At 53.2% G+C, this 14,265-nt stretch carries 15 protein-coding genes, 1 tRNA gene and 1 pseudogene; 4 read left to right on the forward strand and 13 right to left on the reverse strand.

Going from position 1 to position 14,265, the window contains the following annotated elements; all coding sequences use genetic code 11:
- Nucleotides 1-14: 14 nt before the first annotated feature.
- From K7H09_RS19340 to K7H09_RS19365, 6 genes are all read right to left on the reverse strand, one after another.
- Nucleotides 15-290: a hypothetical protein gene (locus tag K7H09_RS19340; RefSeq protein WP_230805575.1), complete on the reverse strand. Its 276-nt coding sequence runs from the start codon at nucleotides 288-290 to the stop codon at nucleotides 15-17.
- 173 nt (nucleotides 291-463) lie between these two features.
- Nucleotides 464-1,738 (reverse strand): Y-family DNA polymerase, encoded by a 1,275-nt coding sequence (locus K7H09_RS19345; RefSeq protein WP_230805577.1) that lies wholly within the window; start codon nucleotides 1,736-1,738, stop codon nucleotides 464-466.
- Entirely contained in the window at nucleotides 1,735-2,184 is a 450-nt protein-coding gene (locus K7H09_RS19350; protein ID WP_230805579.1) for a LexA family protein, read from the reverse strand. The genes K7H09_RS19345 and K7H09_RS19350 overlap by 4 nt, the downstream gene beginning before the upstream one ends.
- Complete coding sequence (locus tag K7H09_RS19355; protein WP_230805581.1) at nucleotides 2,181-2,411, reverse strand: DUF1654 domain-containing protein; 231 nt, start codon at nucleotides 2,409-2,411, stop codon at nucleotides 2,181-2,183. The genes K7H09_RS19350 and K7H09_RS19355 overlap by 4 nt, the downstream gene beginning before the upstream one ends.
- Before the next feature lie 467 nt (nucleotides 2,412-2,878).
- A complete protein-coding gene (locus K7H09_RS19360; RefSeq protein WP_230805583.1) occupies nucleotides 2,879-3,283 on the reverse strand; it encodes a hypothetical protein in 405 nt (134 codons plus the stop codon).
- A gap of 67 nt (nucleotides 3,284-3,350) precedes the next feature.
- On the reverse strand, nucleotides 3,351-3,536 hold the full coding sequence (locus tag K7H09_RS19365) for a hypothetical protein (RefSeq protein ID WP_230805585.1): 186 nt from the start codon (nucleotides 3,534-3,536) through the stop codon (nucleotides 3,351-3,353).
- A 108-nt stretch (nucleotides 3,537-3,644) separates the two neighbouring features.
- Between K7H09_RS19365 and K7H09_RS19370 the strand changes: the two genes are divergently transcribed.
- Nucleotides 3,645-3,701 (forward strand) — tRNA-OTHER (locus K7H09_RS19370).
- 390 nt (nucleotides 3,702-4,091) lie between these two features.
- Here K7H09_RS19370 and K7H09_RS19375 read toward each other — a convergent pair.
- The 6 genes from K7H09_RS19375 to K7H09_RS19400 all read right to left on the reverse strand — a co-directional run bounded on the left by K7H09_RS19375 (nucleotide 4,092) and on the right by K7H09_RS19400 (nucleotide 10,324).
- Complete coding sequence (locus K7H09_RS19375; RefSeq protein WP_138800340.1) at nucleotides 4,092-5,105, reverse strand: 2-hydroxyacid dehydrogenase; 1,014 nt, start codon at nucleotides 5,103-5,105, stop codon at nucleotides 4,092-4,094.
- Nucleotides 5,098-6,027 (reverse strand): dihydrodipicolinate synthase family protein, encoded by a 930-nt coding sequence (locus K7H09_RS19380; protein WP_230805587.1) that lies wholly within the window; start codon nucleotides 6,025-6,027, stop codon nucleotides 5,098-5,100. The genes K7H09_RS19375 and K7H09_RS19380 overlap by 8 nt, the downstream gene beginning before the upstream one ends.
- A 27-nt stretch (nucleotides 6,028-6,054) precedes the next feature.
- Nucleotides 6,055-7,176, reverse strand: coding sequence for a mandelate racemase/muconate lactonizing enzyme family protein (locus tag K7H09_RS19385; RefSeq protein ID WP_138800342.1), 1,122 nt, complete (start codon nucleotides 7,174-7,176; stop codon nucleotides 6,055-6,057).
- Between the two features lie 26 nt (nucleotides 7,177-7,202).
- Nucleotides 7,203-8,708 carry a tripartite tricarboxylate transporter permease gene (locus tag K7H09_RS19390; RefSeq protein WP_230805589.1) on the reverse strand — a complete coding sequence of 502 codons (1,506 nt, stop codon included), beginning with the start codon at nucleotides 8,706-8,708 and terminating at the stop codon, nucleotides 7,203-7,205.
- 101 nt (nucleotides 8,709-8,809) lie between these two features.
- A complete protein-coding gene (locus K7H09_RS19395) occupies nucleotides 8,810-9,304 on the reverse strand; it encodes a tripartite tricarboxylate transporter TctB family protein (protein ID WP_138800344.1) in 495 nt (164 codons plus the stop codon).
- Between the two features lie 48 nt (nucleotides 9,305-9,352).
- Entirely contained in the window at nucleotides 9,353-10,324 is a 972-nt protein-coding gene (locus K7H09_RS19400) for a tripartite tricarboxylate transporter substrate binding protein (protein WP_138800345.1), read from the reverse strand.
- A 208-nt stretch (nucleotides 10,325-10,532) separates the two neighbouring features.
- Between K7H09_RS19400 and K7H09_RS19405 the strand changes: the two genes are divergently transcribed.
- Both K7H09_RS19405 and K7H09_RS19410 read left to right on the forward strand, forming a co-directional pair.
- Nucleotides 10,533-12,320 carry an IlvD/Edd family dehydratase gene (locus K7H09_RS19405; RefSeq protein WP_138800346.1) on the forward strand — a complete coding sequence of 596 codons (1,788 nt, stop codon included), beginning with the start codon at nucleotides 10,533-10,535 and terminating at the stop codon, nucleotides 12,318-12,320.
- Nucleotides 12,321-12,379: 59 nt separating this feature from the next.
- Nucleotides 12,380-13,081 (forward strand): GntR family transcriptional regulator, encoded by a 702-nt coding sequence (locus K7H09_RS19410; protein ID WP_022523580.1) that lies wholly within the window; start codon nucleotides 12,380-12,382, stop codon nucleotides 13,079-13,081.
- Nucleotides 13,082-13,154: 73 nt separating this feature from the next.
- Here the strand turns inward: K7H09_RS19410 and K7H09_RS24635 are convergent.
- A pseudogene (locus tag K7H09_RS24635) lies at nucleotides 13,155-13,259 on the reverse strand (IS30 family transposase); the annotation flags it as partial.
- Between the two features lie 32 nt (nucleotides 13,260-13,291).
- Between K7H09_RS24635 and K7H09_RS19415 the strand changes: the two are divergent.
- Nucleotides 13,292-13,750 carry a hypothetical protein gene (locus tag K7H09_RS19415; protein WP_138800347.1) on the forward strand — a complete coding sequence of 153 codons (459 nt, stop codon included), beginning with the start codon at nucleotides 13,292-13,294 and terminating at the stop codon, nucleotides 13,748-13,750.
- The last annotated feature ends 515 nt before the right edge of the window (nucleotides 13,751-14,265 follow it).

Raw genomic sequence — 14,265 nt, forward strand, 5'->3', positions numbered from 1 at the left:
GCCATGGACGGCACTCATCCCCCATTTGTACCAGAACCTATCGGCTGTAAACTGAGCAGCCACTCGATGTCCTCATCATTCACTGCGTAGTAGGATTCTTCGGTCATTGGGTTTTCGAAGCGCTCTGCTGATACATGATTAAGCACTTGTCCAGTAGAAAGATAAAAGCTAACAGTGCTGGCAAAATCGGCGTCCTTTCCGGATGAAGGCCGATGGTGCACCGGCCTGATTTCGGCAACTACATAATCATCGAAACCATCGGCATTCTGCACTGCTATCGTTCTTGACATCGCCTTCCCCTCAGCCTTGCCGGCCTATTAAGCTGATGTTACATCCAAGAGCATAGCGTGCGGGATCAACGGCCGCATCGTACTTTTTAATGCCAGTGTGTTGAATTACGTCTGCAAAATATTTAGTTGATTGACCAAGTCAGAAGAAGACGAGACCTCTCAGGCATGGATCTTTACGTGTGAACAACTGCCAGTTCTTCCCACTTTGTTGTATACCTAGGCGTGCGATGCTCGCAACGTAATTCCCAAGCATTAACTGTCCTAGGCATTCCCAACCGCACCGTGTTTTTGCCGTGCTCTCTGTTGAGCTTGTCCATCGTGGCCATCAGCCTTTCATTCCTGGCTCGTTTCTCATCGCTGATGGGTTCAGCGAGCAGGCCCAACTGCTCATTATTGTGATCGCAGAGATCCAACAACATCATGCCGCATTTCTGGTACCGGATCCCTTCCTTGAATATTCTTTCTAATCCAGCCATCGCGGCCTTGACCAGTTCACGGCTATCGTCAGTCGGGTGGGGCAGTGGCACCACTAGGCTTTTACTGTAGCTAGGTAGATCACTGCGAAATCGATTGGTACGCACGAACACCATAATCGCCTGAGCTAAACTTTTCTGCTTGCGCAATTTTTCACCTGCCCGGGAGGTGTGCACGCGGATTGCTTCGTGCAAATCTATTTTATTGTTGGTGAGGCGCCCAAAGCTGCGGCTGACCATGATCTGTTGTTTCGGCTGAGTCATATCATCAAGCGGGATACAGTCAACGCCGCGTAGCTCCCAAATGATGCGCTCCATGACTACCGAGAAGTGCTTTCGCAAGTGCTTAGGAGATGATTCACGCAACTGCCAGGCCGTTTCTATGCCTAGGGTACGCAGGCGAACAGCACTTCGACCCGCCACGCCCCAGATCTCAGTAACCGGCAGCTGCTCGAGGAAAGCACGTGTGTCATCGCTGTTCGGCCGCATGATGGCCACGCCATCGAACCCTTTCTCTTTTTTGGCTCGGTGATTGGCGATTTTGGCGAGCGTTTTGCTGGTACTCAGTCCAACGCTAACCGGAATGCCGGTATCCCGACGCACTTGACGTCGCATTGCCTGGCACCGCTCCTCAAGCGTATCTGGCGCGAATCCCTCGAACGATAAAAACGATTCATCAATGCTATACACATCAACGTGCGGTGTGTGCTGGCTGAGAACGTCGGTGACGCGGCGGCTCATATCGCCGTACAGCGCGTAATTACTGGATAGGAGAATGCACTGGCGACGAATGTCAGGATCGATCTGATGTGCGGGCATGCCCATGGCCACGCCTAACTGCTTAATCTCAGTTGACCTGGCAACGACGCAGCCATCGTTATTCGACATCACACCAACCGGCTTGCCTTCCAGCTTGGGATTGAATACGCGTTCGCAGCTAACGTAGAAATTATTACAGTCGACCAGGGCGATCATACCGAGAACCCAGGGGCCAGTGAGTGGATGTTATGCGTGACGACTCCCCACACCTGGCATTCTTTTCCGTCTAATGGGATTGGTCGGAACTCTGGATTAGCGGCAAAGAGGTAAGGGCGGTTGCCGATCGAGCCGAGTTTTTTACACGTGAGCTCACCATCAACACTCATAATCACGATGTGACCCAATTTAGGCTCGAGAGAGCGATCGACAATCAAGAGATCTCCATCGTAGATCCCTACACCGGTCATTGAAGTGCCCTTGGCGCGAAGGTAGTAGGTCGCGCTGGGGTGCTGAACCAGGTGATCGACAAGATCCAGCTCAGCCTCAAGATAGTCATCTGCCGGGCTGGGAAAGCCGGTGCGTACCTCGCCAGCGGCTAGAGGCAATTTAAGCGGAGGGTAGGTGGTATCTACGCGTCCTAGTACCGAGAGATGCATACTCATGCCATGCTCTCCTCGGGATTCCATGTGATACGTATATGCTCAGCGTCGTCGTCAATGGGGGTAAGCGTCACGTTCTCGACGGTGCCCAGGTCAGCAAGCATTTGTGCCCAATCTTCGGGGCTCTCATCTCCTCGGCGTTGGAGCTCGGCACAGTGCTTTGACTGCGCTCCTGGGCTGCCGATTTCTTTCTGAACCCGCTTGACTAGCTGCTCGTATGATTTTGACATCAGCGTCTCCTTAAATAACTGGCTATATATACAGTATTTGAGGCAGACGATAAGCGATGACCATCGTTGACTGCAAGCGTTGATAATATGGGGCGGGCTGCGAAGCTCAGGTTAGCGACGACGATTCAAGCATGTGTGGACGATGCCTCAGAACCCCACGTGTGCAGAGCTGACAGGGCGCTGTTGTATTGTGCAGGGATCTACGCTGAACGTGATGATGGAAGCATGGGTTGTGCAACTGCCACCTAACCCGGGGGGGAGTGCTGCTGAGCTATCGATGCTGGGCTGATTGAACATTGGCCTGTGGGCACGAAGGGCAGCAAGCCAGCATAGGGACAGGCCGAGGAAGCTAATTAATTCGACGTAGCTATCAACTGGTCGCAGAACCCGCGTGACTTTAAAAGTAAAATGTAGCTGCGCGGGTTCAAAATCTGCTTTTTCATAAAAAATCACCTTACTTCTCACTATCACCGGCGTGGTGAGCTAATGCAGGTACCGTGATAGGTTAAGGAATCCACTGTTACATTTGCTGGAATTCTAAGTGAAAACACATAGCTTTGCCCTTGGAACTCTGCATTCATCAAACTTGATCCTATGAACAGCTGAACCGGTTCATTGTCCCCAATCTGAAGAGTGTTGTTTTGGCCACCCATGCCGTCTCTGCTGATTATCAGCATTAAAGGAAGGTGCTCAAATTGACACGCAACAGGTGTCAAATTGTCTTCAGAGCTTGCAGTTTGAGCAGTAAAGATAGAGATAAATCCGACTACTAAAATGAAGGCTGCCTTGCTTGAGCGTACTCTCTTCATTGTCATCTTGATCCTTGCTTTAGCTAATTTTGAGCCTATCTTAACGGCAAATGCGACTCGCATGGCACTCCATCCGACTCTATTCGGCTTGCCCGTGCAGGCTGTTTGCGGATCTCATAGCCACAGCTCTCTAGATTTGGCCCAGCACCAAAATCAAACGTACAGCCGCAGTAGAGAACGACTCATTTTGGTCGTGGTAAATCTGCTGCTCAGCAATGCGTTTATCGGCATTGAAGGAGGAGGGTGGGGAGGCTACAACAGCGGAGACTGTGACTAGCAACATGCTGGCCACAACAATTGCAAAAAGCTTCTTCATTGACTGAAAACATCCGTGTAACTTGTTGATATTTATAGAACGATTTAGCCGTATTGGCTGGCGCTAAGAATAGGTGTTACCCATTAAAAATCAATAATTTAATGGAGGTGGAGCGTGAAAATGGGGTTGCAAAGGTCGCAGGTTCGAATCCTGTCGCTCCGACCAAGAACATATAAAACGGTCACTTAGCTAATTGCTACAGTGGCCGTTTTTGTTTGTTAGCGTTTTATAAGTGGCATATAGGTGACACTTGTCCGGAGTTTCTGGATGTCACGCCATCATCGTATTTGGAGATGTCACAGCAACCTCATGCTTGGCGGGCGCTGGGGCGATCTTGACGCCGCACATGACGATCCGGGCGGGCACCACATGCAGCTCCTCGCTGACCGCTTCACCGAAGACCTTCAGCGCGGTGTGCTGTCATCGTCACAATGGTGGGCGTTCTCGGGCAGTTCAAGGACGCTCCCCACCGCGACAAACCGGCCGGGACTAAATGCCGCTGAGTGGCCCGCTCGAAATCATCAAGACACAAGATGTGTTGTAGGCGGCGAGGCATTATGTTTCCTCAATAGCATCAGCCCGTCGCCAGACATGCTCATTAACCGCGGTAAGCGGGCCGCTGCCGATCAGCGTGCCCAGCAGATTATCGACTGCCAACTGTGCCATGGCCTCACGTGTTTCATGGGTCGCCGAGCCAATGTGTGGAGTCGTCACTACATTGTCCATGGCCGCCAGTGGCGAATCGGGTGGAAGCGGTTCCTCTACGAACACGTCAAGCCCAGCTGCACGGATTCCGCCGGAGTGGAGTGCCTCGATCAGTGCTGGCTCGTCGACCACTTTACCTCTCGCTATATTGATTAGGGCAGCCGTCGTTTTCATCCGTGCTAGAGCATCTGCGTCAATTAAGTGATGTGTATCGCTGTTATAGGGCACGCTGAGGCAGACGATATCTGCTTCAGCTAACAGGTCATTCAGCTCACGCCTTTTCGCCCCTAACTGCTGCTCAAGCGCAGGCTTGGATGAGGCGGCGGTATAGAGAATGGGCATACCAAAACCCAACGCTCCCCGTCGTGCAATCGCCGCACCAATGCGACCAGCACCCACGATGCCTAGGGTTTTGCCGTGTACATCAATACCGAAGTATTCGTGACCGATATGTGTTCGCCAGCCGCCATCGCGGACAAGGTTGGACAGTACGACTAGCCGCCGCTGGGTCGCCATGATTAGCATAAATGCTGTGTCGGCAGTGGTTTCGGTAAGCACATCTGGCGTATTGCAGAGTAGAATGCGGCGTTGATTCAGTGCCTTAAGGGGCAGGTGGTCAGAGCCCACTGAAATGGTGGATACCACTTGAAGCGCAGGCGCCTCGGCTAGCATTGCCTCATTGAGTTCTAGCTTACCGCCGATTAGGCCATGAGCTCTGGAAAGCGCTGCCATGAAATCAGCACGGTTTGATTCGTCCACGTCCTCGAAATAGTCGACCTCGGCAACCTCGGAAAGTGCCTCAAGCTGGGCTTCACTGAGCCGTCGTACAGCTACAATACGCCAAGATTTCGTTTGTTCATCCATGGCTCGCCTCACCTACGCCTTCCATCTGGAATCCTGTCGCTTTAAGCGAAGACACGAGTTCAGACACATGCTGCTCCTCCAGCTCTACTAAAGGTGGACGCACACGCCTCCAATCGTCATTGTCCGAAAAGTAAGCTGTCGCTGCCTTCATGCCAGGAATCAGTGGGTACTTTTCAAACAAGTCGCGTATAGCATTCAGGCTCTGCTGACGCTCGTCGGCATCGTCCTCCTGCCAATGCCTTGCCAACTCAACGATGGCCGACGGATTGACATTGGCAGTGGCACTGATACAGCCAGCACCGCCTGCTCGTAGGGTATCAAGCAAAAACCGCTCGCTGCCGGCATACACAGCAAAGTCTTGCCCAGCAAAGCGCTCGGTTAACCCTTTGGTGTGTGCCCAGTCTCCGCCGCTGTCCTTAATGCCAGCAATAATGCCCGGGAAGGCGTCACGTAAACGCTCGATCAGTTCAAACGAGAGCGGGACATGAGTGACCGGCGGGATATGGTAGAGGTAGATCCGTAGGCGCGAATTTGCGACACGGTTGATCACCTCACTGTAAAAGCGAAACAAGCCTTCATCGCTAACCCTCTTATAGTAGAAGGGCGGTAGCATCAGCACTCCGGCACAGCCAGCGTCCACCGCCTCGCATGTCACCGCCACGCAATCATCAATTGTACAGCTCCCGGTACCGGGCATAATCCTGGAGGGATCGACACCGCCATGCACTAGCGCTTTTAACAGCTCCTGTTTCTCGGCCACCGTCATTGAGTTGGCTTCAGAATTTGTGCCGAACACGGCCAAGCCGACACCATTTGAGGCCAGCCATTGGCAGTGCGCCACAAAACGTTGCGTATCCGGCGCCAAGTCGGCGCCGAAGGGGGTAATCACCGGTGACCAGACGTCACCACTCAATTGGGACATGATATTCTCCTTGTTGTTGTAAGGTCTTTATTGCCAGGGCTCGATGGCGTAGCGCTCAAGTGCAGCCTGATCAAAGCCAAAACCAAGTCCGGGTGCGGTGGGCAGTAGCAGTTGTCCGTCGGCAAACTCCAACTGGGTATCCACAAGGCGCCTGAAGTTAAGCACCTGATCGTCGGCAAAGAACTCGACCATCTTCACGTTGGGTGCCGATGCTACTAGGTGGATATGCAAGTCGTGGAACCAGTGCGGATAGATATCCACCCCATAGCTGGCAGCGGTGGCGGCAATACGTCGAAACTCAGTGATGCCTCCACAAACCGCCGCATCAGTCTGCAAAATCATGGCTGCTTCTTTGTCCAGCAGCTCCTTGAAGCGCCAGCGTCCCGCTTCGATTTCACCGGTGGCTACCGGAACTGGCGTGCGCTCCGCTAAGCGGCGATGGTTGTCGATGTCATCAGGGCTAAAGGGCTCCTCGATCCAGAACGGATTATAAGGTTCTGCCATGCGCATGAAGGCTAACGCCGACGGCAGATCCCGCCAGGCGTTGTTGGCATCCATCATTACTTGTACATCTGGGCCCACCGCCTCGCGAACCGCCGTCAAGCGAGCTTCCTCTCCCGCTAGGTCTTCTCGTCCCACTTTCATCTTTACCGCGGTGAAACCTTTTGACACGTAGCCTGCCATCTCTTCGCCAAGCATCGCGGGCGTTTTGCCGTCTAGGTAGTAGCCTCCGCTGGCATAAGCCGGCACGCTGAGGGTGTCGCTGGCGCCCAGAAATTTATAGAGCGGGAGTTTCGCTGCCCGAGCGTTACGGTCCCACAGCGCGGTATCCAAAATACTGATGGCACGCATCACCGAACCGCTGCGGCCATGAAGAAGCGATTCCTGATACATCGCTTGCCACAGTGCTTCGGTCGAATGAGCGTCCGCTCCCAACAGCACCGGCTTCAGCAGTTCCCGTACCGCATTTGCCACTAGTGAGCCAGCATTATTGCCGCCATAGCAAAACCCAATGCCTATATGGCCATCATCACCCACCACTTCCACTAGCACATAATCTCGCTTAAGTACCTGTCGATTAGAAAAGCTGGTGGGGTTGTCTAGCGGTACATTGACCGTTCGAGTACGTACTTCGGTTATCGTTGTCATGATGAATCCTCGAATTGAGAGTAAGGTCACTCAGGCTGAGTACGCTGGCGCAGTGCAATCCGCAGCCAGCGAAAGAGGGGGGTCGCTTGCAGGATCGAGAAAGCGGCGATGCATAACAGCACCACGGCAATGGGGCTGGTCAAAAAGATGCTCAGGTTGCCTTGCCCGATCAGCATTGACTGTTGGTAACTGGTCTCCATGACCGGCCCCAGAATCAGCCCGATCACCATTGGCGCTGGTGAGACACCGGCTTTGTTCATCCAGTAACCAAACAGCCCAAAGCCCAGCATCAGCCCAACTTCAAACAAGCTATTGTTGATAGCAAAGGCACCAATCACACACAGCGTGATGATGGAGCAGGCCACGAAGCTGTCAGGTACCCGCGTTACGCTTACACAGAGCCGAGTGAACAGTAGCCCCACCAGCAGTAGGCCTATGTTGGCGAAAATCACCGCCCAGATGAGGGTGTAAGTGACATCTCCATAGTCAGTCAGCAGGTTAGGGCCGGGCAGGATGCCCTGAACCATTAGCGCACCTAGCAGAATGGCAGTAGAGGAACTGCCAGGAATACCCAGAGCAATGGTGGGTATCAAGGCACCACCCACCACCGCATTGTTGGCCGCTTCAGGTGCAGCGACACCCGCAATGTCTCCCTTGCCAAAGCGACTCTTATCTTTGGCAAAGCGCTTGGCTTCGTTGTAAGCGAACCAACTGGCAGTATCGCCGCCGGTACCGGGAATTAGGCCAGTGATGATGCCGATGCCACTGGAACGGAAGATATTGGGTAACAAGCGGCGAATCTCAGCGAGAGGCGGAATCAACTTATCGGTAATTTTGCTTGCCACCTTCTGAGCACCATGGGCATTCTCGATCAATATCAGCGCTTGCGGGATCGAGAACAGACCGATCAGTGCGACGGTGAATTCGATACCCGAAAACAGGTTAATGACCCCGTAGGTCATTCTTGGCGTGCCGGTGATGAGATCCATACCTACTGTGCTCAACAGTAATCCCAGGGTGCCAGAAAGCAGGCCACTGACGACTGAGCCTTGTGATAGAGAGCCAATGATGGTGATACCCAATACGGCAATCGCGAACAGCTCGATTGGGCCGAACTTTAGTACCAGAACGCCAAGCAACGGCGCTGCAGTGAGTAGGGCGATGCCGCTCAGCAGACCGCCGATAAAAGAAGCGAAGAGCGACACCCCTAATGCCCTTCCAGCCTGGCCTTGTTGCGATAGCGGAAATCCATCAAGTACTGTCGCCGCGGCCGAAGGGGTGCCTGGCGTCTTCAATAGAATGGCGGCGATAGAGCCACCGTAGGAGGCCCCCACATAGAGCGAAGCCAGCATGCTGAGACCCGAGGCCGGATTCATGCCAAAGGTTAGAGGTAATAGCAGCGCCAACGCCATGGTCGCCGAGAGTCCCGGCATGGCGCCTACAAACAGCCCCAGCAGGGTGCCGCCAAGTATCAGGGAGATATTGGTGAACGTGATGACGTTGGTCAGGCCCACCAAAACAAGATTATCCATATGACTAGACTCCAGAAGCCTGCGTCAGAACCCCCCTCCCAGCGCGCTGCAATGTCTTTCTAAGCCATGCGAGCCGGGAATAAGGAGTGCTCTAATTGTCGTTATGAGGAAAACAGAGGCGGCAGTAGCGGGACAGGCAGGCCTAGAAAGCCAATGAAAACCAAACACACCACCGCGACCAACACCCCAATGCCTATGGCGGCGAAGCGCCACGAAACATGTCCGATCATCGCTAACGCCACGACCATGAAACCAACAGTGGCAATCAGGTACCCTGTTATCGAAATGGTGTAGAGGTAGACGGCGGCCAATAAGAAAATCAGCATTGCCTTCCATGGCTTGCGGTGCCTAGCTTGGCCGCTGACGCTCTCCTCCTCTGGTGCGGCAGTATGGGAGGTTGCTGCTCCCTCGGCCGAGAGCTGACGCAGGATACTGAATACTTCCTGGCCCACCATCGCCGCTCCCAATAAGGCGACGGCAACCGAATAGATAAGGGGCATGTTCGCCGCCTTAGCCGGATAGCCCATCGCAGTGATATAAAAGGTCGCTGCTATGCCAATGGCAAAAAATCCTAAGACTAGACGACTTATGTTCATTTCATACCCCTTTGTCGATTCGCCATTTCCCTCTGCCGGTTAAGCGACTTACTGGTTGACCTCATCTTTGACATCTGCCCAGATTTCCTCGAATTGGCCTTCCATGTCTTGCATCATCTGGCCGTAGTCGTCACCGGTCTGGATGTCGAGATTCATGGCACGTTCCTGAGCCGTCTGCTGGAATTCCTCGTTATCTTTTAGGGCTTCAAAGGCAGCAATCAGCTCATCTCGTGCTTCATCTGGAATGCCTGCTGGTGCGCTGTAACCGCGTGAAGAGCCGGCCACGACATCAATATCTTTCTCAATCATGGTGGGCACATCAGGCAGGATATCTAGACGCTCTTTGGTGAAGACGGCGAGGGGGCGCAGGCTGCCCGACTTAATGTGGCCATAGACATTACCAAGGTTATTGAAACTGGCGTCGACCTTGCTTCCCAGGGCTGCTGTCGCGGAGGGGCCATCGCCTTGGAAAGGCACTTTTTGGAAGGACAGCCCCGTTGCCTTCTCAATCATGATGGTTGAAAAGAAGTCATCACCGCCGACGCCTGAATTTGCCACTGTAATCTGACCGGGGCGTTCCTCGGCAGCAGCTAGAAAATCTTCCACTGTTTGATAGGGGCTGTCTTCCGGCACCACGATAACGCCTGGGTCGGTTACCACGTTGGCGATGGGCGTTAGCTCGTCGATTGAGTAATTAATAGCGTCATTCATGATGTAGTTCGTCATCAGCATCGGGGTATTGGTGATGCTGATGACGCTGCCATCATTTGCCGACTGTTGGGTTAGCCGCGTCCATGCAATCGCGCCTGTGGCGCCGGGAATGTATTCATTAATAAATTCCACGCCCAGGGATTCTCGCAAAAATGGTTGGGTCAACTGGGCCAAGGTATCGCTGCCTCCACCTGCCTTAAATCCTTGAAGCACCTTAATCTCATCGGCTGCTGAATACTCCGCCTGAGCGGCGCCTGAAAGTATCAGGGCGGATAGTAGGGACGCTGTGTAAATGCTACGGATTTTCATTGTTATTACCTCAAGTGCTGTTTGTCGTTGTGATGCACATGGTTGAGCAAGGCGTGCTTGCACTATCCAACGTAGTTGCACATCAATAATATTGTCAATAATATTATTAATAATCTTGCCAGCTAGATTTATACCGCCTAGCCTGAGGATCGAGAGCCGTATTTACGGACACCTCCGAGAAGCCGCGAATAAAGTAGAGGAAACCGCAATGAGCCAGAACTTTAAAAACAATAGCAACGGCAATGAGCGTCATGAATCGACATCTGAAGCCCCCACCTTGGGCATGTCCAACCGACTAACCAACTATGGCGATGCAGACTTTTCGCTCTTTCTGCGCAAGGCCTTCATTAAGGGCATGGGTTATACGGATGATGCGCTCTCGCGTCCGGTCATTGGGATTGCCAATACCTACAGTGGCTACAATGCCTGTCATGGCAATGTGCCTGGATTGGTCGAGAGCGTTAAACGTGGCGTCATGCTCGCTGGCGGCTTACCAGTAGACTTTCCCACCATTACTCTTCATGAATCTTTCGCTAACCCCACCAGCATGTACCTGCGTAACCTTATGGCATTGGATACGGAGGAGATGATTCGTGCCCAGCCGATGGATGCCGTGGTGCTGATCGGCGGTTGCGATAAGACCGTACCCGCACAGTTGATGGCCGCCGCTAGCGCTGGTGTTCCAACAGTCCAAGTCGTCACCGGCCCCATGCTCGCTGGCTCACACCGTGGTACGCGCGTCGGAGCCTGCACCGACTGTCGCCGTTACTGGGCCTCCTACCGTGGTAATGACATCGACGAAGCGGAAATTAACGAAGTCAACGACAAGTTGGTCCCTACCGTGGGTACTTGCTCGGTAATGGGCACCGCAAGCACCATGGCCTGCCTAGCCGAGACACTGGGAATAATGCTACCCAATAGCGCCACTGCGCCGGCTGTCTACGCTGATCGGCAACGCATTGCCGAACAGTCAGGTGCGCAGGCCGTTGCACTTGCACACGCAGGCGTTACGCCAGATCAAATTCTTACTCCTGAAGCTTTCGAAAATGCTTTGCGCGTACTGCTCTCCTTAGGCGGCTCCACTAATGCCTTGATTCATCTGACCGCTATCGCAGGGCGCTTGGGCATCGATATCGATCTTGAGGCATTTGACCGAATGAGCCAGGAAACCCCTGTACTGATGGATCTCAAACCATCAGGAGAAGGGTACATGGAAGATTTGCATCGGGCAGGCGGCCTGCCCACCTTGCTACGTGAGTTAAAACCGTTGTTACACTTGAGCGCCATGACCATCAATGGCCATACCTTGGGCGAGAACATCGATGCCGCCGTCCATCTCATCGATCAAAAGGTCGTGCGGTCAATGCAAAGCCCGGTCTACGCCCAGGGTGGTATAGCAGTCTTGCGTGGTAACTTGGCACCGTCTGGCGCCATTATTAAGCAGTCAGCTGCCTCGGCCGATCTTATGACTCACCGCGGTCGTGCTGTCGTGTTCACAGGTCTAGAAGACTTGGCTAACCGTATTGATGACCTGGGTCTGGATGTGCAAGCTGACGACGTGCTAGTACTACAGAACATAGGGCCCAAAGGAGCACCGGGTATGCCAGAAGCGGGTTACATTCCGATTCCCAAGAAACTCGCCGCTCAAGGCGTTAAAGATATGGTTCGCATATCTGACGGGCGCATGAGTGGCACCGCAGCAGGTACTATTGTGCTCCACGTCTCTCCAGAATCCGCTGAGGGTGGCCCGCTTGGGTTGGTACGCGATGGCGATTTCATATCGCTTGATGTTGCTAACAATCAGTTGAACCTAGAAGTGGATAACAAGGTGCTCGATGCTAGACGCCAACCCCTCAAGGGGGAGGAGGGCGGAGCGCCACTGCTGGGCTATCGGCGTCTGTTTATGGAGCAAATCCTTCAAGCCGAACAAGGGTGCGATTTCCGTGCCTGTCGGCCTGAACCTACGTGCCGGATACCAAGACAGAATGAAGCCTGAAAGCGAGTTTGATACACTTATTTTCCTTATGCACCGCAAAGAATGCTGAGAAAGCGATCATGAACCGAACTGCCCAGCCGCCCACTGTAAGTGGCGCCGAGACTCAACCCTCTACACCTGCAAACGGTGTCGATGACATCGTGGCCGCTGTAGAAGAGGACATTGTGCTCGGCCGACTGCACCCGCGTGAGCGGCTGGTCGAAGAGGCCATGATGGAGCGCTTCGACTGCAAGCGACACGTTGTTCGCCAGGCTCTCTTCCAACTCGATAACATCGGTTTAACTGAGCGCATCAAAAACAGAGGTGCTTTCGTCCGGAGTTATCCGCCGGAAGAGGTCGAGGACATCTACGCTATGCGCGAGATTCTCGAATTAGCTGCAGTGAGTAGACTGCCCCTGCCAGCTCCGCAGGAATGGCTTTCAGAGCTTGAAGATGTTCATCAGCAGCACAGCTCAGCCGTGAATGCTCACGACCTAAGGCAAGTATTCCATATGAACATCGCTTTTCACCGCACCTTATTCAGAGCCTGCGGGAATGAATATTTGTACGCTACTATTAATGAGTTCGCCCAGAAGGCTCATGGCATTCGCTTTATCGCGATTACGGATCGCGATGCTCTGGCTCAAGCCAGAAATGAACACCAATTGATGATTGACGCCATTCGCGACGAAGACCGCGAACGCTTGTCTGACCTGTGTCGCCAGCATCTACTACCTTCCAAAAACCGCTACTTGGCGCTTTATGCTGGCATTAAAGATTAAGTTTCACAGATTTTCCAAACCGTAGAAGCTTTTGTGTCACTTGAATAGGTTGTGAGTGGGTTCGGTTCTGAATTCAGCTAATAAGTGCAGCACCTGTGGTTTCTAGTGCTCCTGAGTATTCACCTAAGAACACCTGGGCTGGGGCTCGGTATCCCAGCCGCTTTCTTGGCTCATCGTTTGCGACTTAAAGAGTGTTACAGCGTAAGGGCCTTGGCAGCTGAAACAGGGATAAGCAAAAGCCAAATCAGCCTATCGCTGAAACGCTGCATCGAGGTTGGCCTCGTGCGAAAAGATCGCAAAACCGGCGTGCCGCGTGCGAATGTCAGAGCCCTATTTGATTTTATTGTGCATGGTCTGCGCTACGTATTCCCAGCTAGGCCTGGTGAAATTACGCGTGGAATTGCCACCACTTTTGCAGCACCGGTGTTAAAAGGCCAAATTTACAGTGCGGGTGAGTTGCTATTGGTTTGGCCTGACCCGCGAGGCAATAGTAAAGATCCGGCGGTAGAGCCGTTGTTCAAAACGGCAACTTACGCTGTACGGCGTGATAAAGAACTTTATGCGATGTTAGCGTTGGTAGATGCCATACGTTTGGGCCATCCCCGTGAAAGCAAAGTGGCCGCTGAACAGCTCTCGCAACATCTGATGACTGGTGCAAGGAGCCAATAATGATCCTGTTTGAGGATCAGCGCGCGATGCTTCGCCAAGTCGCCCAGGCACTCGGGGCAGGGTGGGCTACGCGCACAAGAATGACTGCCACATCTTATTCGTTTTTATCCTGCTGGCAGCACCGGTTTCCATTGAAAGCTCACGGTTACTGACTCAGTCACGGCTAGAGTGCGGCCAGAGTCAGTCCAGCGGCTTTTTCCTAAGCCTAGAACAGCTGTATATAGATAAACCAGAACATCTCAAAGCCACACAAGCGGCCTGAAAACACCGCCAACATCAAAAAATACGCCCCCAAAGCCCGCGTCTGCTTTATCGACACCCTGACGCGCCAGGCGGTCCGTGTTGGCATGAGCCCTGATAGTAAAGGTGGCGCTGTTATTGCCTCCATGATGCTAAAAGGCGATGTGTTGGTGATTACCGCTCAGGACGGCTAAACATTTGACTTCCGGGTTTGGTTTAAGGTGGACGGTGCTTCAGCGCTTGAGATTGTAGTGAGTGGGTCGGCCTTCCCATTA

Origin of the sequence: Halomonas sp. IOP_14 (assembly GCF_021021315.1) — a bacterium.
Taxonomy (GTDB): Bacteria; Pseudomonadota; Gammaproteobacteria; order Pseudomonadales; family Halomonadaceae; genus Vreelandella; species Vreelandella titanicae.

What these genes read in the sequence shown, in the direction of transcription:
- K7H09_RS19340 (WP_230805575.1), bottom strand. Translation starts at nt 290, where the DNA reads ATGTCAAGAACGATAGCAGTGCAGAATGCCGATGGTTTCGATGATTAT.
- K7H09_RS19345 (WP_230805577.1), bottom strand. Translation starts at nt 1,738, where the DNA reads ATGATCGCCCTGGTCGACTGTAATAATTTCTACGTTAGCTGCGAACGC.
- K7H09_RS19350 (WP_230805579.1), bottom strand. Translation starts at nt 2,184, where the DNA reads ATGAGTATGCATCTCTCGGTACTAGGACGCGTAGATACCACCTACCCT.
- K7H09_RS19355 (WP_230805581.1), bottom strand. Translation starts at nt 2,411, where the DNA reads ATGTCAAAATCATACGAGCAGCTAGTCAAGCGGGTTCAGAAAGAAATC.
- K7H09_RS19360 (WP_230805583.1), bottom strand. Translation starts at nt 3,283, where the DNA reads ATGCGAGTCGCATTTGCCGTTAAGATAGGCTCAAAATTAGCTAAAGCA.
- K7H09_RS19365 (WP_230805585.1), bottom strand. Translation starts at nt 3,536, where the DNA reads ATGAAGAAGCTTTTTGCAATTGTTGTGGCCAGCATGTTGCTAGTCACA.
- K7H09_RS19375 (WP_138800340.1), bottom strand. Translation starts at nt 5,105, where the DNA reads ATGGATGAACAAACGAAATCTTGGCGTATTGTAGCTGTACGACGGCTC.
- K7H09_RS19380 (WP_230805587.1), bottom strand. Translation starts at nt 6,027, where the DNA reads ATGTCCCAATTGAGTGGTGACGTCTGGTCACCGGTGATTACCCCCTTC.
- K7H09_RS19385 (WP_138800342.1), bottom strand. Translation starts at nt 7,176, where the DNA reads ATGACAACGATAACCGAAGTACGTACTCGAACGGTCAATGTACCGCTA.
- K7H09_RS19390 (WP_230805589.1), bottom strand. Translation starts at nt 8,708, where the DNA reads ATGGATAATCTTGTTTTGGTGGGCCTGACCAACGTCATCACGTTCACC.
- K7H09_RS19395 (WP_138800344.1), bottom strand. Translation starts at nt 9,304, where the DNA reads ATGAACATAAGTCGTCTAGTCTTAGGATTTTTTGCCATTGGCATAGCA.
- K7H09_RS19400 (WP_138800345.1), bottom strand. Translation starts at nt 10,324, where the DNA reads ATGAAAATCCGTAGCATTTACACAGCGTCCCTACTATCCGCCCTGATA.
- K7H09_RS19405 (WP_138800346.1), top strand. Translation starts at nt 10,533, where the DNA reads ATGAGCCAGAACTTTAAAAACAATAGCAACGGCAATGAGCGTCATGAA.
- K7H09_RS19410 (WP_022523580.1), top strand. Translation starts at nt 12,380, where the DNA reads ATGAACCGAACTGCCCAGCCGCCCACTGTAAGTGGCGCCGAGACTCAA.